We start from the raw sequence: 23,417 nt of genomic DNA, 5'->3' as shown, positions 1-23,417 counted from the left end.
AAATTTCTCACATCCTTACTTTCTCATTCGCTATACTATCGACAATCTATGGTCTAAAATAATGGCTATTGCTTTGGAAGATTACTATCCTCATGAAAACCTAAAGCTTTCATCAATACAGTAAACATCTATCAAAGAATGATTTTGCCCCATGATTGGGGCAAAACCATCACAGAATGACAAGGATTAGTCTTCTGGTGTTTCTGGAACTTCCACTTTACCGTCGATCACATCTTGTTTTGCTGTTTCGATTGCTGCTTTGGCATCGTCTGAAAGGTAACCTTCAGTAATGTCCACGCCGCCATCTTTCAAGCCGTAAACGATATGTTCGCCGCCAGGGAAGTTATCTTCTAATGCACGTGTTGAGATATCTTGTACTGCTGCGCCAACACCTTTTAATGTTGAAGCCAATGTGAAGTTATCGTCAGTACCATCAGCTGAAGTAAATGCACCTTCATCTTGTTGATCGCTATCTACACCGATAACCCAAACTTTTTTGTCTTCAAGATCCGCATCGCTCAATTGTTCGTTGATTGCTTTTGCTTCTTGGAAGACACCAGCACCAGTACCGCCTGAAGCGTGGAAGATCACATCCGCGCCACCTTGATACATTGAAGCAGCTAACGCTTTACCTTTTGCAGGATCGCCGAATGATGCTGCATATTCAGTTACAACTTCGATATCTTTGCCTAATGCTTCTGCCGCATCAGCCACACCAGTTTCGAAACCTGCTTGGAAACGGTCGATGACGACGCCTTCTTCACCACCGATGAAGCCGACTTTATTTGTTTTTGTTGTATAAGCTGCTGCAAAACCTGCAAGGTATGCTGCTTCGTTGTCTTTAAACGTTGCTGAAACGACATTGTCTTTGCCTTCGATGACATCATCAATGATCCCGAATTGTGTATCAGGGTTTTGGTCAGCTGCTGCTGAGATCGCATCTTTCAATAGATACCCTACACCAAAGATTGTTTTGAAACCATTTTGAACGGCGCCATTTACGTTTGTTGTATATTCAGACGCTTCATTTGATTGCACATAGTCATAACCGCCAACACCACGAGCGATACTATGTTCTTCACCCCATGCTTCCAATCCTTCCCAAGCTGATTGGTTGAATGAACGGTCATCCACACCACCGATATCGGTTACGATCGCAACACTGTGTGCTGCATCGGTTGATCCTTCTGCTGCACTGCCGCCAGTTGAATCAGTTGAACCTGAGTTGCCGCTGCCGCAAGCACCTAGTAATGTTAAACCAGCTACTGCAACAATCCCTAAACTAAATAATTTTGCTTTTTTCATTGCTGTAAAGCCCCCTAAAATATAGTTTTTTATCAACAGCCGCATCGACTGAATGAACATGGTTTATAAATCTTTATTGGTAAAGTAATATGGCAATAACTCGCCAACCGTTGTTTCTTTGGTCACACCATTGTCACCGACCAAGGTAACAGGCATCGTTGGCTGACAAAACTCAACCATCACTTGGCGACAAGCGCCGCAAGGTGAGATTGGATCAGGTGTGTGGCCAGCCACAACTAAATGATCAAAGTCCTTTTCGCCCTCAGAAATAGCTTTAAAAAATGCAGTCCGTTCGGCACAGTTGGTTAACCCGAAAGATGCGTTTTCGATATTGATTCCTTGATAAACAGTCCCGCTTTTCCCTACCAAACAAGCACCTACTGGAAACTTAGAATAAGGCACATACGCTTTGTCTAAAGCAGCTACGGCTGTTTCGATCCATTCTTTTTTCGCTGTTGTCATGATAATCCTCGTTCTTTGCGTATTTTTCTTTTAGAAAAAGTGCTGATCAATAGCCGCCGCCAGTTGAGCCTGTGACAATGGCCACACTTGCGCTTGTTCCTAGACGGTTTGCACCAGCTTCAACCATTGCTGCAGCTTCCGCTTCATTATGGATTCCGCCCGAAGCTTTGACACCCATTTCAGGGCCGACCGTTTCACGCATCAAGCGTACATCTTCGATCACTGCGCCACCTGTTGAGAAACCAGTAGACGTTTTGACAAAATCTGCCCCCGCCGCTTTGGCTAATTCACAAGCTTTGACAATTTCTTCATTGTCTAATAAAGCTGTTTCGATGATGACTTTGACGAGCGCTTTGTCCTTCGCTGCGGCAACTACAGCTTCGATATCTGCTTGGACTTTCTTATATTGCTTCGATTTCAATGCACCAATGTTGATCACCATATCAACTTCATCTGCCCCATTATTGATGGCATCTGTCGTTTCGTATGCTTTGACTTCAGATGTATTGGCACCTAAAGGAAAGCCAATCACTGTACAAACAGCTGTAGGTTCACCTTGTAATTGTTCTGCTGCAAAAGCAACCCAAGTGGGATTGATACAAACAGAGTAGAAGTGGTAGGTCTTCGCCTCTTCAATAATGCGCAAAACATCCTCTTCGCTGGCGTCCGCTTTTAGTATTGTGTGGTCGATCATTCGATTCAATTCCATGGTTTATTCGCTCCTTATTCTGTAATCACGTCGTGGATCAGTGGCGGTTCAGCGCCTTCATCCCCAATTTCAATGTTTGCTTCGATCAATGCAATGACTTCATCAATGGCTTCGGTATTGCTGTATATGGTCAGAAGGGATTCTCCCTCAGATACTGCTTCCCCGACTTTTTTGTGCAGCTTGATCCCTACTGCATGATCGATATCTTCTTCTTTTGTTTTACGTCCAGCCCCTAACATCATGGCTGCGATCCCTAATTCATTGGCCACAAGTTTCGTTACGACGCCGCTGGTTTTGGCTGGCAGTTCAACTTCATACTGCGCAGTCAAGATTTTGCTTGGCTCGTCGATCACTGAGGCATCGCCCCCTTGATTAACGATCATTTCTCGAAACTTAGACAATGCTTTGCCGGAATGGAGCGCTTCGGACAACATTTGACGGGCTTCATCTATCGAGTCAGCTTTCTTAGCCAAAACGACCATTTGACTGCCTAATACATAGCACATCTCAGTTAAATCTTCTGGTCCGTTTCCTTGCAAGGTTTCGATGGCTTCCACTACTTCTAGACTATTGCCGATTGCTTCACCTAACGGTTGGGACATGTCTGAAATGACTGCCATCGTTTGTCGATTGGCTAATTTGCCGATACGGACCATTGTTTTGGCCAAACGTTTGGCATCATCAATATTCTTCATAAAGGCGCCGTCACCGGTCGTAACATCTAAGACGATCGCATCAGCACCTGCCGCGATTTTCTTGCTCATGATCGAACTCGCAATCAATGGAATCGAGCTGACTGTTGCTGTCACGTCCCGCAAGGCATACAATTTCTTATCTGCTGGGGCCAGATCTCCGGATTGGCCAATGACTGCCATTTTGCTTTCATTGACTAAGCGAATAAATTCTTCTTCCGGAATTTCGATTTTAAAACCTGGGATTGCTTCTAATTTGTCTAACGTACCACCTGTATAGCCTAAGCCGCGGCCAGACATCTTCGCTACTGGTACACCAACACTTGCAACTAACGGCGCCAAGATCAAGGTGGTCGTATCTCCCACACCACCGGTTGAATGTTTGTCTACTTTGATTCCTTCTATCGAAGAAAGATCGATCACTTCGCCAGAATTGGCCATCGCCAACGTCAAATTTGTGATCTCCTCATCTGTCATATCTACATAGTAAATAGCCATCAACAAGGCGCTCATTTGATAATCTGGGATACTACCTTCAGTATACGCAGTTACAATGTAGTCAATTTCTTCCTTCGTTAATGACTTGCCGTCACGTTTCTTTTCAATTAAATCCACCATTCGCATCGAAATGACCCTCGCTTCCTCTAACATTATACAATAATTTTCTCTCTGGTAAACCACTTTAGTAAAACGGTTTACTAAATACGAGAAAACAATGAAAACACTTACAAGAAGAAATATACCGCATTATTCCTTGCTTGTCAATGTCTTCACGCTCTCACGAATAATTAATTTTGTATCAAAAATCTTATTTGGAATACGACGCGTTGGAAACTCGATCGCATCAACTAAAAACTTGGCTGCGGTAAAGCCGATCTCGAACGTTGGCTGCATCACCGTCGTCAATGGCGGCGTAATATATTCAGATAACTTCAACGCATCAAAACCGATGACTGAGATGTCTTCTGGTACTTTTTTGCCTGTTTCATAAATTGCTTGATAACAGCCAATCGCCATCGCATCGTTGCCGCAGAAAAAAGCGGTGATTTCTTTATATTTCAGCAATGCTTTCGTCGCTTCATAGCCCCCCGACACGGTCAATTCTTCACTCTCTACGTATCTTCCTTTAAATGGAATCTGATGGTCTTTTAACGCATGACGATAACCGTTGAAACGTTCTTCTAATTGATAGTAGCCAGTGCTTTCCTTCAGCATACCAATATTGCGATGGCCATTCTTGATCAAATAACTGACCGCTTGATAGGCCCCTTCATACTCCTTGACGATCAAACGGCCATTGTCCCGCTGATTGATGCCACGGTCGACAAGAATGATTGGACGATCGGCAAAGAAGCCGCTTTTCAATGAATATTCTTCTGGCAGTAAATGTGGCGTTGCCAGCAAAATCCCGTCGACTGAACGATGAGACAGCTCATTCAAATATTGGATCTCCTTTTCTTGGCTATGGCGCGAATTGCATAACACCAGCATGTATCCTAGGGGATTAAAGTAGCTTTCCGCCCCTTCAATGATTTTAGAAAAAAAGAAATCCGTCACATCAGGCACGATCATACCGATCGTCTTGGAATGGCGGTTGATTAGATTTGAAGCAAAAAAATCTGGCTTATAATGGTATTTGTTGACAATATCTAATACCCGTTTGCGGGTCTCTTCACTAAACCGGCTGCCTTTGTTGTTTAAGATCTGAGACACCGTCGTGACAGACACACCTGCCATTTCAGCAATCTGCTTGATGGTCATTTTCATACTTCTCACCTCTCTTGCCTAAAGTGTAGCAAATTTTGAACCAAAAAAATAGCACCCTTTCTCAGCCGACGATACTTTCTTTTTTCGCTGACACTAAAATGTCAGCAATTTCGGGGTGGCCAACGATAAAAAAAGTATCAAGGAGGCTAGGCCTCTTTGATACTTTGAATGATGTAATAGCCCTTGTCCTTCTTGATGATCTCCGCATTCCCGAAGGTTTCTTGCATTTTCTTTTGGGCACTAGGTGCGCCTTGTTTCTTTTGGATCACGATTGTCAGCGTCCCATCGATTTTCAGCAACGGATAGGCCCCTGTCAAAATTTCATGTACGACATCTTTACCCGCACGGATCGGCGGATTGCTAAGGATCGCTGCATATGCTTTTTGGTGCAATGTTTCATAGATATTCGATTGATGGATATCGACTTGTTCGATGCCGTTTCGTTGGGCGTTTCCCACAGCCAACTCCACCGCTCGTTGGTTGATATCGATCATCTCCACAGCTCTTTGACTAGCATATGCTAATGACAAGCCTACCGGACCGTAGCCGCAGCCAACATCCAACAACGCACCTTCTGGTAACTGTGCCCACTCAAAAGTATCGATCAACACACGGGATCCATAATCGACTGTATCCCGAGAAAACACCCCGCTGTCTGTCACAAACTGAAACATTTTGCCCTTTAGTTCAAAGGACCACTGTTCAAATTGATGGGCTGTATCGGGATTTTCTGTATAATAATGATTACTCATCGGCATTTCCTTTCTTTCTAGACAACTATTGCTGCTTTTTTGCAATCTTAACAGAGATTTTAGGTCTTTTCTAGTGGAAGCTGTCTTTTCTATGGTAAACTATTTTCGAGCAGAAGCAAGCCGCCGCCTGAATAAGACAGCCGATTGCCGATGACCGGTTTGACTTCATTGAACCGTGCTGTAAAGAAGGAGCCTATTATGCAAGAAACCATGAATTTTTACCAAATTCCTCGTGAGCAATGGCAAGGTTTTTATACCAACGGCATGATGCCATTTACCCAAGAAGAATTAGACAATATCAAAAGTTTGAACGACCGGATCTCCGTTCAAGATGTAGAAGACGTGTATGTGCCACTCTGTCATTTGATCCATTTGTATATGAAAGAATTCGAATCATTGACCCTCAGCAAAGGACTTTTCTTGCACCGTTATGTCAAAATGCCGCCGTTTATCATCGGCATTGCTGGGAGCGTCGCCGTGGGCAAAAGCACCACCGCGCGATTGGTCCAAAACTTATTAGGACGCCTCTTCCCTAGACGCAATGTCCAGCTGATCACCACTGACGGCTTCTTATACCCGAATGAAGTATTGGAAGCACGCGGCAGCTTAGACCGTAAAGGCTTCCCTGAGAGTTATGATATGGAAGCTTTGATCAATTTCTTGAATGCTGTAAAATCTGGCGAACCAGATATCAAGATTCCTATGTATTCACATGAAGTCTACAATATCATCCCCGATGCCTACGAAATGATCAGCCAACCAGATATTTTGATCGTGGAAGGGATCAATACGTTGCAATTGCCCGCTAATCAACAAATCTATATCAGTGATTTCTTTGATTTCTCGATTTTTGTGGACGCGCAACCTGAACTAATCGAAAAATGGTACATTGAACGCTTCGAGTCGTTGTTGGACACAGCTTTCCAAGATCCGAGCAATTATTATTACCAATATGCCATCGGTGACCGGAAAGAAGCGATCAAAATGGCAAAAGAAGTATGGAAAAATGTGAATTTAAAGAATTTACACGAGTATATCTTGCCTACACGCAGCAGAGCCGATATAATTCTTCATAAAACCAAGCACCATTTGATCGATGAAGTGTTCTTACGCAAGTATTGATCCCTTCCATTATGTTATGCTGTTGAAAGGACCATTCCTTTTTTCAATAAAAATTAAAAGAATTGAGGTAATTTATTGTGACAAACGTTGACAACTTGCCAAACGTCGAAAAAATTATCGTACTCGATTACGGTAGTCAGTACAACCAGCTGATTACGCGCCGGATCCGCGAGTTCGGTGTTTTCTCTGAATTATTGAGCCACCGCATTACCGCTGAAGAAGTTAAGGCCATGAATCCAAAAGGGATCATTCTTTCTGGTGGACCAAATAGCGTCTATGACGAAAACTCTTTCGGTATCGATGAGAAAATTTTTGAACTAGGCATCCCAGTTCTGGGTATCTGTTACGGTATGCAGTTGATTACTTATAAACTAGGCGGCAAAGTAGAGCCCGCCAAAAACCGTGAATATGGCAAAGCAGAATTAGAAGTCTTGTCTTCAGATGCAGCTTTGTTCCAAAACACACCAGACAAACAAACGGTTTGGATGAGTCATGGCGATTTAGTGACAGCCGCACCTGCTGGATTTGACGTAGTCGCGACAAGCAAGGACTGCCCAATCGCATCGATCCAAGATGCAGCCCGCAAAATGTACGGCATCCAATTCCATGCAGAAGTGCGCCATTCTGAATACGGCAATGATTTGCTGCGCCATTTCGCGATCGATGTCTGCGGATGTACTGGCGATTGGACCATGGATAACTTTATTGATATGGAAGTAGCCAAAATCCGTGAACAAGTCGGTGACAAAAAAGTCTTGCTTGGCCTTTCCGGCGGTGTGGATTCTTCTGTTGTCGGTGTCCTTTTACAAAAAGCGATCGGCGACCAATTGACCTGTATCTTTGTGGATCATGGTTTATTGCGTAAAGATGAAGGCGAACAAGTGATGGAAAGTTTAGGCGGTAAATTTGGTCTGAACATCATCAAAGTTGACGCCAAAGAACGCTTCATGTCTAAATTGGCCGGCGTTTCTGATCCTGAACAAAAACGTAAAATCATCGGGAATGAATTTGTCTATGTCTTTGATGACGAAGCAACAAAATTGGCCGGTGAAGAAGGCGTGTCATTCTTAGCGCAAGGTACCCTTTATACCGACGTGATCGAATCAGGCACTGAAACAGCACAAACCATCAAATCACATCATAACGTGGGTGGTTTACCTGAAGACATGCAATTCAAATTGATCGAGCCATTAAACACATTATTCAAAGATGAAGTCCGTGAATTAGGGACCCAACTTGGCATGCCTGACAGTATCGTTTGGCGCCAACCATTCCCTGGTCCTGGTTTGGGTATTCGTGTCTTGGGTGAATTAACCGAAGAAAAACTGACAGTCGTCCGTGATTCTGACGCGATCTTAAGAGAAGAAATCGCCAATGCTGGTTTAGACCGCGACATCTGGCAATATTTCACTGTCTTACCTGGCATCCGCTCTGTTGGTGTGATGGGTGACGGCCGGACTTACGATTATACTGTCGGTATCCGTGCAGTAACCTCTATCGATGGCATGACCGCTGACTTTGCCCGAATCCCTTGGGATGTCTTGCAAAAAATCAGCGTGCGGATCGTGAACGAAGTCGCTCACGTGAATCGGATCGTGTATGATATTACGAGTAAGCCACCTGCTACTGTGGAGTGGGAATAAAGAGCCAACAAAATATGAATGGGGAATGCCGATATATCAACGTTCTTCAACTTTTAAAATGCCTGAATTTCATTAAAAATGATATGCTTCCCTACCTTTTTCCCTACCAAAAAAGCTTGTCTACATTGACGTAAACAAGCTTTTTTTGGGTTGTTCCCTACTTTTATATTTCTAGATTATTAACTAGAAACAACTTCTATCTTAATATTATTTACTATTAACGGAGGTTATTTAGTTATTTTACACAAAAAACATTATATTTTTTGATTTTTTTGACATTTTGTGATAATTTTAGTTTGTAAGAATTATAAATCATGCATTGTTTCTAAGATGAATTTTCTGAATATTCGATATATTAGCGATGATATTAATAGCTTCTAGCAATTACACCCTAAAAAGATCGGTCTACCTCTTTCATTATAAAATAATTAGAAAGCGGTTGAATCTCATATAAACAGCCACAATACAGTCGTCAAGTTATTCTTATCTTGAGCGTGATTAAGACAATGTTGGAATATGATATTTTGTGAAAGTAGGCGATATTGTGAAAAGCGGGCTAGGAATCTTAATTCCATTTTTAATTATGTTGTTTCTTGTGGTAAGAAGGAAGAGAGGTGAGTTATTTATATAAGAACAAAAAATTAACCCAGTTGCCAGTTGTAAGTACCGAAACTTGTTATGTTGCAGAATTTTGTCAATTTTTTTGTTTCCTAATAAATTTAAAAAATAGATAAGGAGAAATAAAATTATGAGAAGACTGAAACTATTTGTAATAGGATCATTTACACTACTTTTTTTAGGACTGGGAATTAATGCAAATGCCCTTGAAATTGTTGAGAATACATTGAACTTGACGGAAGAAGTATCGTATGTTCAAGAGGATATTAGTACCGAAACAATTGAAAAATTAGGTGAGCATTTTAACAATCCAGATAAAATGATTGAAGTTTGGAACCATGAAAATCCAGAAGATCCAATTTCTGAAATTTCGTACCATGGATCTTTAAATGACACCGATTCCCTATTTGCTCCATTTGCAATTATCGGCTCAGATAACAGAACAAAAGTAGCCAATATTTTTACTACTCCGTATCGACAAACAGTATATATTGAAAGTTATTTTAGACGTCCAGCAACATCTGATTTAGCGGTATATAGAGGGAGTGGTGCCGTACTACCTGATGGAAAAATTCTTACTTGTGCCCATATGTTTATTGATATAAATGGGTTCCACCAGCAAGCAGTCGGAGCTAATATATTTTGGGGAATGAGAACAGTACAAGGTACACCTACTATCGATGGTTTTGCTTCTGTGACACATATTGGGCTTCCAAATGAGTACTCTACTACAAATCAAAATCCTTTATTTGATTTCGCTGTTGCAAGGACAGACCGTAATATTGCTTCTATAACCGGAGGACTATCACTAGGTACAGCTACCGGAACCACAGCTATCAGAGTAGGTGGATATCCTGGCGATAAAGGATTCGATCAATATGAGATGACTGGAACAGCCAACATCGTTAATGGTGTATTTAGATATACTCTCGATACAAACCATGGTCAAAGCGGAGCCCCGATTTTAAACACGAGCAATCAGATTATTGGTGTGCATTCTTTTGGCTCTTTCGAATCTGGCGTAGCAGTATATAACGGTGGTCCAGCATTTACTCAGGCGCACCTTAATTTCATCCAATCGATTATATAATATATGAAGCGCTACTTATATTTTTTTAGTGGATTCATGCTCCTAATTTTAGGTGGATTTGTAATTCAAAATATATTTTACGACACACAATCCGAATCAAAACCCACTTCGATAATTACAGGGTATTATTGGTCTGGATGGCTTGACGCCCGTGATAAATATTCAGATGAAAAACAGGAACAAGATTATATGAACAGTGTAAAAAGTGGTCGATATGATCAAGGAACTAGTTTTCTTCTGAGAACACACTCAGAATATTTTTTCAACTGGCATATACTCCCACTTAGCGCTCCTGAAATCCCTAACGGAAGTTATGTGGAAGTACATTTCTCGGGAGTCATATTGGAATCTTATCCTGCAAAAATCACAGAAATTAAGTATGTAGAGATAATTAAGTGATGGTAATTCATACTTGTATTTCTTCTCTTTTTCTAGCAAAAAAATAATTATATCTATGGTTTAAAAGAGAAGAATTAATACAAACATTCATTTTCGAAAGTAGTAAAACAAATGGTATTAAGAGTATCCCCCCTGTAAAAAAAACACCTACACTAGATGTTAAAGCGACCTCCCAAGGTTAAATTTCAGGTCTAACCTTGGGAGGTCGCTTTAAAGTAAACAAGCTTTTTTACCAAATTTAAATTAGTTTACTTTTTTGATTTTATAACAAATCCTTTAATCTTTCTGAATACTCACTAATTTTCAATTGATCTATACCTGCCACACCTACTTTACTTTCTAATTTCAGTGTTGAGATAAACCAATCTGAAACAACTTCAAAATCATACACTGAAAACTTATACTTTAACGAGTTAACTACATGAAAAGCTTTCTCATATTGTCTTTCCATCATATAATTCGTTATAATTTCCCTAACAGAGAAACTTTTCCCATTTTCGTCTTTAATCTCACCTAAATCGATTGATGAAAATTCTTTCTTCATCAGCATACCAAATCCTTGTCCAAGGAGTTCCATTTGTTTTAAAATCCAGTCTTGATTGTCCACTCGGTATCCCCTACCTTCTCGTTTTTCTAATCCATAAACTAAAGATTGTTTAAATCCCTTTCTTAAGCATTCCCCTTAATATCAACGAATCTCTAAAAACAAAATAAAGATAGAATAGGATATATATACTTCAGCAGTGCATTAGAGAGCCGATTTCCAATCTGTCTCTCTTCTTCAAACTTTGGATCATATCTATCTTGAGAATAATTTTGAGGAGGTCTTGACCAAAATAATCCACCTGTAGCTTTTTTACAAATCCAATCCCAATCAAAAAATATAGCTTTCGTTTTGTGAAAGAAGTGAGGGATATGTACAATGAAAAAATTATCGATTCTGATTCCTATATCGAGGTATATGATTATCAGACACCTGTTTATCCAAGGCGTAGTAAGAAAAGTGAAGATGATCCTTCCAATTGTTTCTTAGATGAACAACTCAGTCAAAAAAGAACCTTTGATGAGTTATCAGCTATTGAACAATATGATTCATTGAAACGAAAAAGCAAGCATTACAAGCATATGCGCTTTGAAATCGCTCGCTTAGTTGATTTGAATTTTGATCATAATACAAAATTCTTAGCTCTGACCTTCAAAGAAAATATCGCTAATATCGCCTACGCTAACGGTGAGTTCGAAAAGTTTATCAAGCGCTTAAATTATAGCGTATTCAAAACAAAAAAAGCCAAACTAAAGTATTTAGCTACTTGGGAAAAACAACTGCGAGGAGCAATTCATTATCATATTATTCTGTTTAGTTTTCCTTACATAGATTTTAACAAACTATCAAAAATCTGGGGGTATGGCTTTGTAAAAATAAATAAAATCGATGTTGATGCAAAAGAAAATCGTGGTCGGTACATTAGCAAATATTTTGATAAAGACTTAGAACTGAAAGATCACAAGAAAAAAGCCTTTTTCAAATCAAGAAATCTGAAAGTTCCTTCTGTAACGAAAACAATGGTAGATGAAACCGTTGATACGAGTGACTATGAAATTCTACATTCAAATACGTATACACTGAAACAACCTATCTTTTCAGACAGCCAATCTACCAATGAAAATGGTCTGGAATTCACAAATATAACCGTACAGTACCACAAACTAAAAAAACAAACACGAAAGTAGGTATCCGTATGAAAAATAAAGTTAGCAAAACTGACTTGGAAAAACTCGGCTTCAAAACACACCAAGCAGTCACAATTATCCGACAGGTAAAATTAATGATGGTAACAAAGGGCTATCCCTATTATAATAATAAGAGAGTAGGAGTAGTTCCACGCAATGTTGTTGAAGAAATCATCGGCATTCCTCTTGATTAGGAGGAATGTTACTATGGCAAAAACAAAATATGCTTGTGTGTACCAAAAAGGAAACGGACGCTTTTATTACTCAATTATCTAGGACTCGATAAAATCACAGGGAAACGAATTCAAAAGAAAGCATCAAAAGACCGACTAGGAAAACCATTTTCAAGTGCAAAAGAAGCATATCAAGAAGTAATTCGAATAAAGGAAGAGTACAATATCGCCAATGGTTTCGCCAATTATGATTTGTCCTACAAGGATTTCATGGAACTATCGTATATGCCACATTATCAAGCAAGTGTTCAAGCGATCACTTGGGATTCTCGTCAATCTGGTTTAGTACGAATCACTGATTTTTTTGAAGAAAAGAAATTACGTGAACTAAACGTTAGAGACTGTGAAAGCTTTCGAAACTGGTTATTAAACGATAGTGGCTACTCGCAAGCCTACTGCTCACTTCTCTATGGTATGTTTCGCAAAACACTTGATTATGCAGTGATGCTTCAATTCTTAACTGAGAATGTTTCAAAACGAACAAAAGCAATCCCGAAAGGAAAAGCGATTGTTGCTTACTGGACGAAAGAAGAGTTTTACGAACATATGTGTTTTGTTGTTTTGTGGTTATATTATATGACGGGGATTCGTGTGAGTGAAGGATTAGCCTTGAATTGGAATGATGTTGACTTAAAAAAAAAAGAAGTTGCGAATTCATCACACACTGGAGATGAAAAATCAACAGCAATTCTTCCGAAAGCCGTACACAAAAACGCAGTGCGGCATGAGGATTACCTCATTAGATGATGTCACGATTCAGATTCTGGAAGAGTGGTAAAAAGTTCAAAATGAGCATGGAATCACTCAATTCATTCTAAGCTATACCGATTTACCACTCTTTCGCTCAACTGTCCAACGAATCATCGAGCGTTACGCAAAACTGGCAAAGATTCACCCTGTTCAAGGGAAAGGGCTTCGCCATTCACACGTGAGTTATTTAATTAATGAATTCAATGCCGATATTTTAATCGTTTCCCAAAGATTAGGACATTCGAGTCCTGAAATCACACTAAAACATTATGCCCATCTTTGGAGTCGAAACGATGAAGGGATTGCTCAACAAATGACTGGGAACATTCTCATCAACTTAGCAAAAGAATCAAAAGTAGGAACATTTAATGGAAATCAGGCAGTAAAATTCTAACCCTGCTTATCTCCCTACTACCCCCTGCCAATTCCCTACCAAAATGGGTCTTCGCGAAATAGAACGTTGATATAACAGCGTTTCGAAGCGCCAACTCACTTTGAGTGGGAATAATCAAACGAAAAAGCTTGGAAATACTGATCAAATCAGTGTTCCCAAGCTTTTTGGCTCTATAATTTATTGGACTGATGAATCAGAATTGATTCTTCAGTCCAATTTTCATTTTAGGTATTAAAAAACATATCGTTCTCTAGTATGATTAAATCACCACAAAATAAACAACTGAGAGGACGATATGCTATATGAATGATTCTATCAAAAAATTGTTGAGGATTACAGATAAAAATTTAGAAATTGTAGATGTCTCTTACGAGACAGTGAACAAAAAACAGCGCTTAGTGATCAACGCAACGCTATCTCCTTGCCCGCAAGCTTGTAAATCATGTGGATCCACAGTGAAAGACAGTGATGGTAAAACGATAATTGTAAGAAATGGGAAGAAAAAAACTACTATACGTTTTGATGAATATAATCATATGCCGATGGTTATGCAATTAAAAAAGCAGCGCTACAAATGTAAAAATTGTGAAACCTATTGGACTGCACAATCTTACTTTGTTCTTCCAAAACATTCTATTGCCAATCATTTAAGATACAAAATCATTTCTTTACTAACGGATAAAGTTTCTTTGAGTTTTATTGCTAAGCTTTGCACGGTGTCCTTAACTACAGTGATTCGAATACTAAAAGAACTCAAAAGCTATCTTCAAGGAAACGCTAAAAAGGTTCTTCCCAAAGTATTGATGGTGGATGAGTTTCGATCACATGCTTCACTTGAAGACAAAATGAGCTTTATTTGTGCAGATAGAGAAAGTGGAGAGTTGATTGATATTTTGCCAACACGTAAGCTATCGCGACTAACTACCTACTTTCAGAGCTGCTCTAACAATGATCAAGTAAAATATTTAGTCACTGATATGAACGCAGCTTATTTTCAATTAACCAAAACGGTATTTCCAAATGCCAATCTCGTTATTGATCGATTTCATATCGTTAAACATATGAATCAAGCATTTCAAGACCTACGTGTAAGAACAATGAAATCCTTACAAATAAAAGGTTTCAAAAAGGACGCACAGAAACTTAAAGTAAATTGGCGTTTTCTAACAAAAAATAGACAGAATATAAATCATTCGGAATATAAGTCTTGGCGTAGTTTCCGTTCACCTAAGTACCCTCTTCTTACAGAAGCTATGATGATTGATAGACTACTTACATTTTCCACTTCCCTTAGGGAAGCTTATGAGGCATTCCATGACTTGGCAGATGCATTTAGAGATAAGGACCATATTTTCTTTTTTGACTTGCTCAAACATCTTCCAGAAAGTTTAAATGAGGAATTTAGAAAGAAATTACAGAACTTGCTTAAGTATGAAGAAGGCATAAGGAATGCAATGATTTATCCTTATTCAAACGGTAAAATCGAGGCAAAAAACACACATATCAAAACACTAAAAAGAGTATCCTACGGATTCAAATCATTTGAGAACATGAAAATACGCATTTATATGATTAATCATTTAATTGAAGTGAAATAACATAAAAAACCAAAACAGATTTGTTAGCATCTGTTTTGGTTTCACTTAAATCTTTTCCATCAGTCCTTATTGACAAAGAGCCAGCTTTTTTTAAACCACTAATTCTGCCATAGCTCTCCATAACCATCTCAAAACTCAACCCTCAACACATTATTCAAGTCGGTAAATTTATCTTGCTCCTCAAATGGCACAAAAAAAGCAGGTTCAATCGAAAACATTTCTTCCAGAAGTTGTCTTTGGCATTTAAACTCATTTTCTATTCTCTGCACGTCAGTTAATTTATTCGTTAAAATCAAATTGAAGATACTCCTGATTTTCCCTGGACGTTTTAGCGTGATTTCTCTGTCCAAAGGTTCCTCTTGTCTGTAATCTCTGAGTGCAATTTGACGATAAAAATAACTGTGTTGCTTTGGAGTGAGGAAACCTAGTTTATAGGCTCTCATTTCCAGCGCCTGAATTGAAACATTGTACTTTAATTTCAATGGTGCATAGCTATCAGGATTTGATATTTTTTTCAATTGTTTAAATTCCGATTGCATTATTTCATTGGGCAGTAAAAAACATGAAGCAAAATAATCAGCTTCTCTTTCTTTCAACTGTCTTTCTGTCTTATCCAACACCCCAAAATCAACATGCGCATGCATTAGCAAATGACCTAATTCGTGCGCTAAATCGAAATTTCGTCTTACAGCCGACTTCTTTATGCCAAGCACGATAATAGGTATGTCTTCTGTAGACCATGCACTATAGGCATCTGCTTTTCCGCCTATATTCTTTTCTAAGACATAAATACCTGATTTTTCTAAGGACAAAAAAAGATTGCTATTGTCCTGATAAATACCTAAGAACTTTCTTGCCTGCTCTGCAGCGGCTTCAATTTTCGCATTGGGTCCTCCATCATTGAGCCATTTGAAGCTTTCTTTTCTAAGCGCTAATAAAGTTTTAGGGGGAACATTTACAAATGATTCAAGATAGTTGATCATTTTGGCAGCGACATTTAAGTAAACAACTTCACTATTGATTTTCTTTCTCGAAGATACATCTGCTTTTCGATAGGCAACATTTGTTTCAAAAAACGTTTGCTCCACAATAAATTCTTCAAAGAAGAAATCTGATCGCACTTGTAAGATATCTTTCATTTTAAGAATATTTTCAAAGGACGGTTCTATCATCTGCTTTTCAAATTGCCAAATAGATTGTTCTGACACATTGAGCTTTTCACCAAGTTCTTTACGTGAGAGTCCTTGCAACATTCTAACAACTTGCAGATTTTTACCATGGAACATGTGTATTCTCTCCTTTTCATTACGATGAGAACTAGTTAGATACTTCTTTTCCCTCTTTAGGTACTGTGATCTCATACTCTTCAGACTGAATGATTTCTTCTTTCTCACCTAAAACTGTTGAATACTCTTCCTCCTCAATCATAATAGATGAGGTTTAAATAAACTACTACAAAAATCATCTTTTTTTAAAGTAACCCTGCATCTATATATTCAACACCTTCACCACACACCCCTTTCTAAAAAATCAAACAGACCTTCGCAATTTTTTCGTGGTATCATAAGCATAGTTCTCAAATACGATATAATTGCGCACATATCTTATCTATACAATACACAACACCTAAAAACAAAGGAGGCGCCCATGAAAACCATCGGACTATTAGGCGGTATGAGTTGGGAAAGTACCATCACCTATTATCAACAGATCAACAAACAGATCAATGAAGCACTTGGTGGTCTGCATTCTGCACAGATTCTATTGGCGAGTGTAGATTTTGAGGCAATCGAAGCCTGTCAGAAGAACAATGAATGGGAAAAAGCGGTGAGATCCTGGCTGGCTATGCCCAATCCTTGGAACGAGCTGGCGCTGACTTTTTGCTGATTTGTACCAACACGATGCACAAAGTAGCTCCTCAGATCCAGCAAGCGATCACGATTCCTATCATTCATATTGCCGATGCGACTGTCACAGACCTGCAGGCGAAACAGATCAAGAAAGTCGCGTTGCTGGGAACGACCTATACCATGACGCAAGATTTTTACAAACAACGGGTGATCGATCAAGGCATCGACGTGCTGATTCCAGATGAGGCAGCGATTTATGAACTCAATCGCATCATCTTTGATGAGTTGTGTCATGGTGTCATCAAAGAAACATCGAAAGCCACATTTCTCCGCGCCATTCAAGATCTACAGAAACAAGGCGCTGAAGGCGTGATTTTAGGCTGTACCGAAATTGGCCTGCTGATTGAACAAACCGATGTCGACTTGCCAGTCTTCGATACGACACTGATCTATGCCAAAGCGGCGGTTGAATTGGCATTGTCCTGACTATCCTTATAGAAAGCACCACATGTTTTTGATTTCCCAGAGATGCCATACCTTTTCTTTCCACATAAAAGCACCTCAACGCATCATTGGACCCATGACGTGTTGAGGTGCTTTCCTATCTGAAGAAATATTATAGCTCTCCTAAAGACTGTCCCAGTTTGGGATGGATCTTATGCACAAGCCGCAACCAATCTCTCCAATCAGGTATAGGTTTGAATAATAAGTAGTCTTTGTTTACAATATCTACATTCAAGTACGCTTTATAATTTGTCACGACCAAATCAATATTCTTTTCAGTTAAAAACGCAGTTGAAACTTCATTGATATTGGGAAAAAAGACATCGCAATCTTGACCGATGTATCGCAAGAAACAGGCTTTTATCGACTCACAGACATAAAGATTGCCTTCTAAAATCAAGGCGATACGCTTGATTGGCTGATGATACAATGCCTCGATCGATTCTGTGTATAATGTCAGCGCACAACATATATCTTCTTGATACATATTGTTGATCGCGAGTTTATCCCATACATCCGCCAGAAATTGGCCATTTTTTTCATAAGAGCCATGGGTCCGCCCGACTTGTTTGACCTCTGGAAGGGATAAGTTCAACACTGGTGCAATTTGATCATTGATCTTTTTTGATAGAAAGAAAGAATGCATCAAGACCGACAAATCAGCCTGCTGTATCTTAAAAGTGTCCGCCCATGTTCGGCTATAGATTTTACTTATTTCCTCTAGCTCCGGCCAAAATGTGTATTGTTCAATGAACAGTCGCTCTTTCTCAATGTCAACTATGGTACGCTTGCATACTGTAATCAAATACACCCATATAAATTCTTCTTCAGGGATACTCACATGGAATCTCACACTCATTTTTTCTCTTATAATACGATAGAGTTCAAATTCTTTGATACTCTTGATTTTATCCATCAGATATGTCGGTAACTTGATGTAATTTTTTTTACGATAACGGACCATCGCGATGTATACGCTATAAAAGAAGTCGATTGGTAAAACACCTGTATTTTCAATTTTTACAGATGTTTCAGCCACCGCTTCCGCAACAAGATTTATCAACGCTTTCGGTGGGAGTATAGTATGAAGTGTCACATCCGATTCATAATAAAAATCATTAAAAAATTTTCGGATGTTGGTTTCTTGACCGACAAAATTCACGGGATTCATCGTTAGCTTCAACTCATACCGTGCCAAAACTGGAGCGATTCCTTGAAAATAGCGGCGCATCGTACTTTCAGACATATACAATTTGTCAGCCCATATATCAATTGAATGTAATTTCCCTTGCAAAATCGATTCTAGAATTTGAAAGAAACCCTCTTCTTTGATCAACTGCTGCTTTTTCTTCACATATCCATCTGTACAACGTTCCTTAAACAAATAACCTTTTGAAGAACTTTCTAAATGCAACGTATCAGAAAAATAATGCTTGATATCTTTAATATCGGTTCTAATTGTCCGCTTGGTGACATCTAATTTTTCTTCGAGCATCGCAAGAGAGCAAACCCTCTCTCTCTCAAAATCATTTAACATCTGCAGCCAACGTACAGTAGACTTATTGATAATGAAGTTCAGCTGTAAAGATTTCATTTATTCCTCCGTATTCTATGGTAAAAGGCAGCAAACAAGGATCGGACATCTTATGTAAAAGAGACAATGAACGTCTGACAACAGTCATTGAGAATGGCCTTTATTATGCGCATAAGAAGGCTTGAAAAAAGCCGACTGAAAATCGGCTTCTCCCACATTCTTCGCCTATTCACTTATTCATTGCAAATATAAGCAACACAGTCTCCATTTGCGTCATTATCTATCTTCGCTTAAATAGATAAGCCCCCACGGAGGTGGTGTGCTCATATTATAGCCAGATAACTCCCTGTAATAACATTTTTTATCTGTTTCAACCATTTCGATAAAGGCTTCTTCCTCAAAAGATTCTATAAAATCATCTTTATTTTGGTTTAAACATTCTGCAATTATTTGGAGTTGTGCGTCGATTGCTAATAGCTTGGACATTTTTTCAAACAAAGGCATTTCTTCTTGTTGGTAATGAATGATAAACTGCGCAGATAACTTCTGGTAAAACATATAAATTTTAGGGTATTTACTAGAACATCGACTTTTCTTGATGATTTCATCAAAGTAATATAAATACTCTTTTGGTGTATCAATTTGATTGACATTCATAGTCTTTCGACACTCCTCTCATTCTTGTACTGCTGTATAAATTGATTTGTTAACGATTCTCTGCACCCAGACAGTATGACATAGATCATTCTACTGATTTTTCTGTCTATTTTAAATACCTATAACTGCCTAAGTAAGTGTGAAGAATCAATATAGTGCACCCACCGGCAACTGATAAAATCTGTTAAATGTAATGGTGTCTTATCTTTCAATACGTTCTGGCCACTCCCTTACTCCATATTTTCATACTAAAAGCGCGTTCAAATTATCCCCCATCAGTCTCAAAATTCTTCGTTTTTAAAAAATAAAATAACGATTAATATCTAGGAAATCAAATGTATGCTGATCTTGTTTTCAAGCCACTTCTTCAAAATAATGACTCTCATTTCCACCAGTATTAAAAACGAAGGTTTTTTAGAATAACGTATTTAACCTAAAATTATGGCATAACTTTGTTACAAATCAAACAATATAGCATCTGATATAAAATGAGAAATCAATTATTTCACTATTTAGTGAAATAATTGATAAGACAGTCTTCTTTGTAATCTTCCCCTCTCCTGCCCAAATATCATACACTAATCAAAAAAAGCAAGTAGTTACCCACCTTTATTGGATAACTACTTGCTTATACCTCTTTAATTATTTACATATTATTTATTCAAAACCGGCCTAATCCTTAACAAAAATCCCCGCAATTGCGACCGCTGCAAGTGTAAATCCAACCATCCACCACATCTCTTGATGAAACACTTGTGTGGTGGCTACGATGATCGAAAGCCCGATTGGCCCGCCAATTTGATGCATCATATTGGTGACGCCACTGGCAATACCAGCCATTTCATCTGAGGCCTCATGCACACCAGCTGCTGTTACTGGCGCCAAAATCAACCCTTGGCCGATACCTAAAATGAGCATTGGCAAGAAAATTGCCAGCCAGTACCCTTTTGTAGTGTCCGTCAATGCCAGTGCAGCAAGTCCGGCTGCCAAAATCACTTCTCCCAGCAGCAAGACCCTATGATTGCCAAATTTTGCTGTCAATCGCGGCAGCTGCAACGCTACAATGAAATTGACGATCGTTAATGGCAAAAAGGCCAATCCTGATTCGAAGGCGCTAAAGCCGTACTGACTTTGCATCATTTGTGGCAGGAAAAACCATAAGGGCAGCATTGCCATCATGAACAACAATCGTGTGAAATAGGCGCCTAAGCGGATCTTGTTTTTAAACAGGACCAAGGGCAAGATGGGTGATGCACAGCGAGATTCCCAATAGAGAAAGAGCACCAGCAAAACAATGCCCAGACTGAAGATCCACCACATCGATTCAGTGAGGCCATAAATGATGCCCACCAAACTGAATACCGATAAGATACTGCCTAAATAATCGATTTTTCCCGTTTTGACAGGGGTTGCGTGAATGTATTTCATTGTCAGCAAGATCAATAGGAGGGTGAATGGCACATTGATCAAGAAACCAGCGCGCCAGAAAATCAAACTGGTCAAGCCACCCCCTACCAGCAAGCCTACACTTGCGCCAATCCCTGCGGTCGCACCGTAGTAAGCAATGGCTCTTTGCCGCATGGTGCCTTGATATGCATCCATGATCAAAGCCAATGTCGTTGGTGCAATGATCGAACTGCCGATCCCTTGCAACGCCCGCATGAAAATCATGGTTGTCGCATCTTGCGCACTGCCGATCAGAAAAGAACTGATGGCGAAAATGGTCAAGCCAATCAAAAAGATTCGCTTTCTACCGAGCAAGTCAGATAACCGGCCACTCAGTAATAAAAAGCCGCCAAATGTTAGGGTGTAGGCACTTGATACCCACGAAAGAGCGGTAGCGGTTAAATGTAAACTTTGTCCGATCTCGATCGAACTTGTAAAAATAATGGAATTGTCCATCAAAATCAAAAAATAAGCCAATAATGTAATTGGCAGGATGATACCAAATCGTTGTTTGTTCAATTGATTCCCTTCTTATCCTATCTCGATGGTGTCTAACCATCCTCGATTGTTTGTATTGCTGTCAGCACGTATGCTTCTTTTCTATATCAATTTAAAATAGGAGGCCATGAAGCGGCCCCCTATATAGGATCGTTTAGCGCGTATCAGGAGCTAGATCCTCAATAAAAATCAGGTTTCGTTTTATATTCTGAGCCGGGTTCCCATAGACCAATACTGGCACGGTGGTCTTCCCGCTTGCCAGTGAGGATGTCCAAGACACATTGTGCGATCGCTTTTCTGGTCACTTGTGCGCCCAGAAAGGGGGCGCCTTTGGGACTAGCAACATACTCCCTGCGCTGGCCATTATACAACCAGGTCATTCGCAAATAGACATAATCAAGATCACTTGCTTCGAGTGCTTCGATGCCGCAACCTTTGGCCACAGCTTCGCCCATCATGCGGGTATTCCATGCAGCAAAGGGTTCTGCTACTTCACCGTAGACACTTAAAACCCCTGCTTGAATGATTCGCCGAATGCCCGTTTGGTGCATCGCAGTGATCACCAATTCTGTGATTGCTTTGTCATCAAAATTCATATAGACGATGTCTTGGCCTTGCATCGCTTCTACCAAGTCTGACAGTTAGTCGGCTTGGCCCGTGATTTTCCGTAAACCATCATAAGGCAGCGTATCGGCATGACGCCCGAATAGTGTCACTGTGATAGCTGGTTGTGCCTGCAATAGCGGAATCAAATAACGAGGGATTTGGCCACCCGCACCAATGATCAATACACGGGTCATTTTTCTGTATCCAGCATACGATTCATGAACCATTCGACTTGTTGTGGTGCATCGTGGTCGAAGAAAGCCGATTCCTGTTTGTCCAATGCCGTGATTTTTGCGATGTCTTCTTCTGTTAAGGCAAAATCAAAGATATCAATATTTTCGGCCATGCGTGTAGGACGGACGGATTTTGCCAACACGACTATCCCTCTTTGTATCAGCCAACGCAAGACAACTTGTCCTGCCGTCTTGCCATATTGCGCGCCGATTTCTGTCAATACGGGGTCTTGGAACAATCCATGACGGCCTTCCGCAAAAGGCGCCCAGGCTTCGATCTGCACGCCATATTTGTCATGCCATACTTGGTCTTCTTCCCGTTGATACCATGGATTGACTTCGATTTGATTGATTTGCGGTTTGACCTCGGTCAGTCCAACAAATTCAATCATTTTGGCAGATTTGAAATTGGAGATGCCAATTGATCGGACTTTGCCCGCTTTTTGGGCCGCCGCCAATGCGCGCCAAGCACCATAAACATCTCCATAGGGTTGATGGATCAAGTAGAGGTCCAAATAGGTCAATTGCATCACTTCTAGGGAGTGGTCGATCGTTGCTGCCGCTTTGTCCTCAGGCGTTTGTAAAATGAACAGTTTCGATGTGACAAACAAATCTTCTCTGGTCACGATCTCTTCTTTGATGGCCCGAGCGATGCCTTGGCCGGTTTCTTTCTCATTGCCATAAACAGCTGCTGTATCAATCAAGCGATACCCTGCTTTGATTGCTTCGTATACTGCTTCGGCTGTTTCTTCCAAAGGTATTTGGTATACGCCAAACCCTAATTGCGGCATTTCTACACCGTTATTCAATGTCATTGTATGCAT

The 23,417-nt window shown here is 39.9% G+C and carries 20 protein-coding genes and 2 pseudogenes; 8 read left to right on the top strand and 14 right to left on the bottom strand.

Translation table 11 applies throughout. From position 1 onward, the window contains the following. Nucleotides 1-186 precede the first annotated feature (186 nt). The 6 genes from AEQ18_RS07255 to AEQ18_RS07230 all read right to left on the bottom strand — a co-directional run bounded on the left by AEQ18_RS07255 (nt 187) and on the right by AEQ18_RS07230 (nt 5,687). Nucleotides 187-1,305, bottom strand: a complete 1,119-nt coding sequence (locus AEQ18_RS07255; RefSeq protein ID WP_054115679.1) for a BMP family lipoprotein — start codon at nt 1,303-1,305, stop codon at nt 187-189. 63 nt (nt 1,306-1,368) lie between these two features. Next, nucleotides 1,369-1,767: a cytidine deaminase gene (locus AEQ18_RS07250; protein WP_054115678.1), complete on the bottom strand. Its 399-nt coding sequence runs from the start codon at nt 1,765-1,767 to the stop codon at nt 1,369-1,371. 46 nt (nt 1,768-1,813) lie between these two features. Then, the gene (deoC, locus tag AEQ18_RS07245) at nt 1,814-2,476 is read right to left on the bottom strand and encodes a deoxyribose-phosphate aldolase (protein ID WP_054115677.1); all 663 of its coding nucleotides are present in this window, start codon (nt 2,474-2,476) and stop codon (nt 1,814-1,816) included. Nucleotides 2,477-2,490: 14 nt separating this feature from the next. Further along, on the bottom strand, nt 2,491-3,792 hold the full coding sequence (locus tag AEQ18_RS07240; protein ID WP_054115676.1) for a pyrimidine-nucleoside phosphorylase: 1,302 nt from the start codon (nt 3,790-3,792) through the stop codon (nt 2,491-2,493). Nucleotides 3,793-3,915: 123 nt separating this feature from the next. After that, entirely contained in the window at nt 3,916-4,935 is a 1,020-nt protein-coding gene (locus tag AEQ18_RS07235) for a LacI family DNA-binding transcriptional regulator (protein ID WP_054115675.1), read from the bottom strand. Nucleotides 4,936-5,081: 146 nt separating this feature from the next. After that, nucleotides 5,082-5,687 carry a class I SAM-dependent methyltransferase gene (locus tag AEQ18_RS07230; RefSeq protein ID WP_054115972.1) on the bottom strand — a complete coding sequence of 202 codons (606 nt, stop codon included), beginning with the start codon at nt 5,685-5,687 and terminating at the stop codon, nt 5,082-5,084. Nucleotides 5,688-5,885: 198 nt separating this feature from the next. Here AEQ18_RS07230 and coaA point away from each other — a divergent pair, with 198 nt between their 5' ends. From coaA to AEQ18_RS07215, 3 genes are all read left to right on the top strand, one after another. Then, the gene (coaA, locus tag AEQ18_RS07225; protein ID WP_054115674.1) at nt 5,886-6,809 is read left to right on the top strand and encodes a type I pantothenate kinase; all 924 of its coding nucleotides are present in this window, start codon (nt 5,886-5,888) and stop codon (nt 6,807-6,809) included. Between the two features lie 77 nt (nt 6,810-6,886). Next, nucleotides 6,887-8,452: a glutamine-hydrolyzing GMP synthase gene (gene guaA, locus AEQ18_RS07220; RefSeq protein ID WP_054115673.1), complete on the top strand. Its 1,566-nt coding sequence runs from the start codon at nt 6,887-6,889 to the stop codon at nt 8,450-8,452. A 748-nt stretch (nt 8,453-9,200) separates the two neighbouring features. Next, complete coding sequence (locus tag AEQ18_RS07215) at nt 9,201-10,160, top strand: trypsin-like serine peptidase (protein ID WP_054115672.1); 960 nt, start codon at nt 9,201-9,203, stop codon at nt 10,158-10,160. Between the two features lie 661 nt (nt 10,161-10,821). On the opposite strand, the gene AEQ18_RS07205 is transcribed toward AEQ18_RS07215, so the two are convergent. Beyond that, nucleotides 10,822-11,166, bottom strand: a complete 345-nt coding sequence (locus AEQ18_RS07205) for a hypothetical protein (protein WP_054115670.1) — start codon at nt 11,164-11,166, stop codon at nt 10,822-10,824. Between the two features lie 290 nt (nt 11,167-11,456). Between AEQ18_RS07205 and AEQ18_RS07200 the strand changes: the two genes are divergently transcribed. The 4 genes and pseudogenes from AEQ18_RS07200 to AEQ18_RS07185 all read left to right on the top strand — a co-directional run bounded on the left by AEQ18_RS07200 (nt 11,457) and on the right by AEQ18_RS07185 (nt 15,265). After that, the gene (locus AEQ18_RS07200) at nt 11,457-12,290 is read left to right on the top strand and encodes a rolling circle replication-associated protein (RefSeq protein WP_235505509.1); all 834 of its coding nucleotides are present in this window, start codon (nt 11,457-11,459) and stop codon (nt 12,288-12,290) included. A gap of 8 nt (nt 12,291-12,298) precedes the next feature. Continuing rightward, entirely contained in the window at nt 12,299-12,484 is a 186-nt protein-coding gene (locus AEQ18_RS07195; RefSeq protein ID WP_054115668.1) for a DUF3173 domain-containing protein, read from the top strand. A gap of 13 nt (nt 12,485-12,497) precedes the next feature. After that, a pseudogene (locus tag AEQ18_RS07190) lies at nt 12,498-13,667 on the top strand (tyrosine-type recombinase/integrase). Between the two features lie 302 nt (nt 13,668-13,969). Continuing rightward, the gene (locus AEQ18_RS07185) at nt 13,970-15,265 is read left to right on the top strand and encodes an ISL3 family transposase (protein ID WP_054115667.1); all 1,296 of its coding nucleotides are present in this window, start codon (nt 13,970-13,972) and stop codon (nt 15,263-15,265) included. Between the two features lie 128 nt (nt 15,266-15,393). On the opposite strand, the gene AEQ18_RS07180 is transcribed toward AEQ18_RS07185, so the two are convergent. Continuing rightward, the gene (locus AEQ18_RS07180; RefSeq protein WP_054115666.1) at nt 15,394-16,551 is read right to left on the bottom strand and encodes a spr1629 family repressor/antitoxin; all 1,158 of its coding nucleotides are present in this window, start codon (nt 16,549-16,551) and stop codon (nt 15,394-15,396) included. A 361-nt stretch (nt 16,552-16,912) separates the two neighbouring features. Between AEQ18_RS07180 and AEQ18_RS07175 the strand changes: the two are divergent. Beyond that, a pseudogene (locus AEQ18_RS07175) lies at nt 16,913-17,601 on the top strand (aspartate/glutamate racemase family protein). A gap of 130 nt (nt 17,602-17,731) precedes the next feature. Here the strand turns inward: AEQ18_RS07175 and AEQ18_RS07170 are convergent. The 6 genes from AEQ18_RS07170 to AEQ18_RS07150 form a co-directional block, all read right to left on the bottom strand. Beyond that, on the bottom strand, nt 17,732-19,213 hold the full coding sequence (locus tag AEQ18_RS07170) for a helix-turn-helix domain-containing protein (RefSeq protein WP_054115665.1): 1,482 nt from the start codon (nt 19,211-19,213) through the stop codon (nt 17,732-17,734). Nucleotides 19,214-19,429: 216 nt separating this feature from the next. Continuing rightward, on the bottom strand, nt 19,430-19,810 hold the full coding sequence (locus AEQ18_RS07165) for a DUF7006 family protein (protein WP_054115664.1): 381 nt from the start codon (nt 19,808-19,810) through the stop codon (nt 19,430-19,432). Nucleotides 19,811-20,482: 672 nt separating this feature from the next. After that, nucleotides 20,483-21,775 carry an MFS transporter gene (locus tag AEQ18_RS07160; RefSeq protein ID WP_054115663.1) on the bottom strand — a complete coding sequence of 431 codons (1,293 nt, stop codon included), beginning with the start codon at nt 21,773-21,775 and terminating at the stop codon, nt 20,483-20,485. 158 nt (nt 21,776-21,933) lie between these two features. Continuing rightward, a complete protein-coding gene (locus AEQ18_RS07155) occupies nt 21,934-22,386 on the bottom strand; it encodes an NAD(P)H-binding protein (RefSeq protein WP_268760927.1) in 453 nt (150 codons plus the stop codon). Nucleotides 22,387-22,395: 9 nt separating this feature from the next. Continuing rightward, entirely contained in the window at nt 22,396-22,554 is a 159-nt protein-coding gene (locus AEQ18_RS15925; protein ID WP_235505507.1) for a hypothetical protein, read from the bottom strand. Further along, the gene (locus AEQ18_RS07150) at nt 22,551-23,417 is read right to left on the bottom strand and encodes an aldo/keto reductase (RefSeq protein ID WP_054115662.1); all 867 of its coding nucleotides are present in this window, start codon (nt 23,415-23,417) and stop codon (nt 22,551-22,553) included. The genes AEQ18_RS15925 and AEQ18_RS07150 overlap by 4 nt, the downstream gene beginning before the upstream one ends.

The sequence above is a fragment of the Enterococcus sp. RIT-PI-f genome (genome assembly GCF_001297065.1).
Classification (GTDB): domain Bacteria; phylum Bacillota; class Bacilli; order Lactobacillales; family Enterococcaceae; genus Enterococcus_D.
Note: the sequence above shows the minus strand (reverse complement) of the source record. Positions and strands in the feature narration are given on the sequence as shown.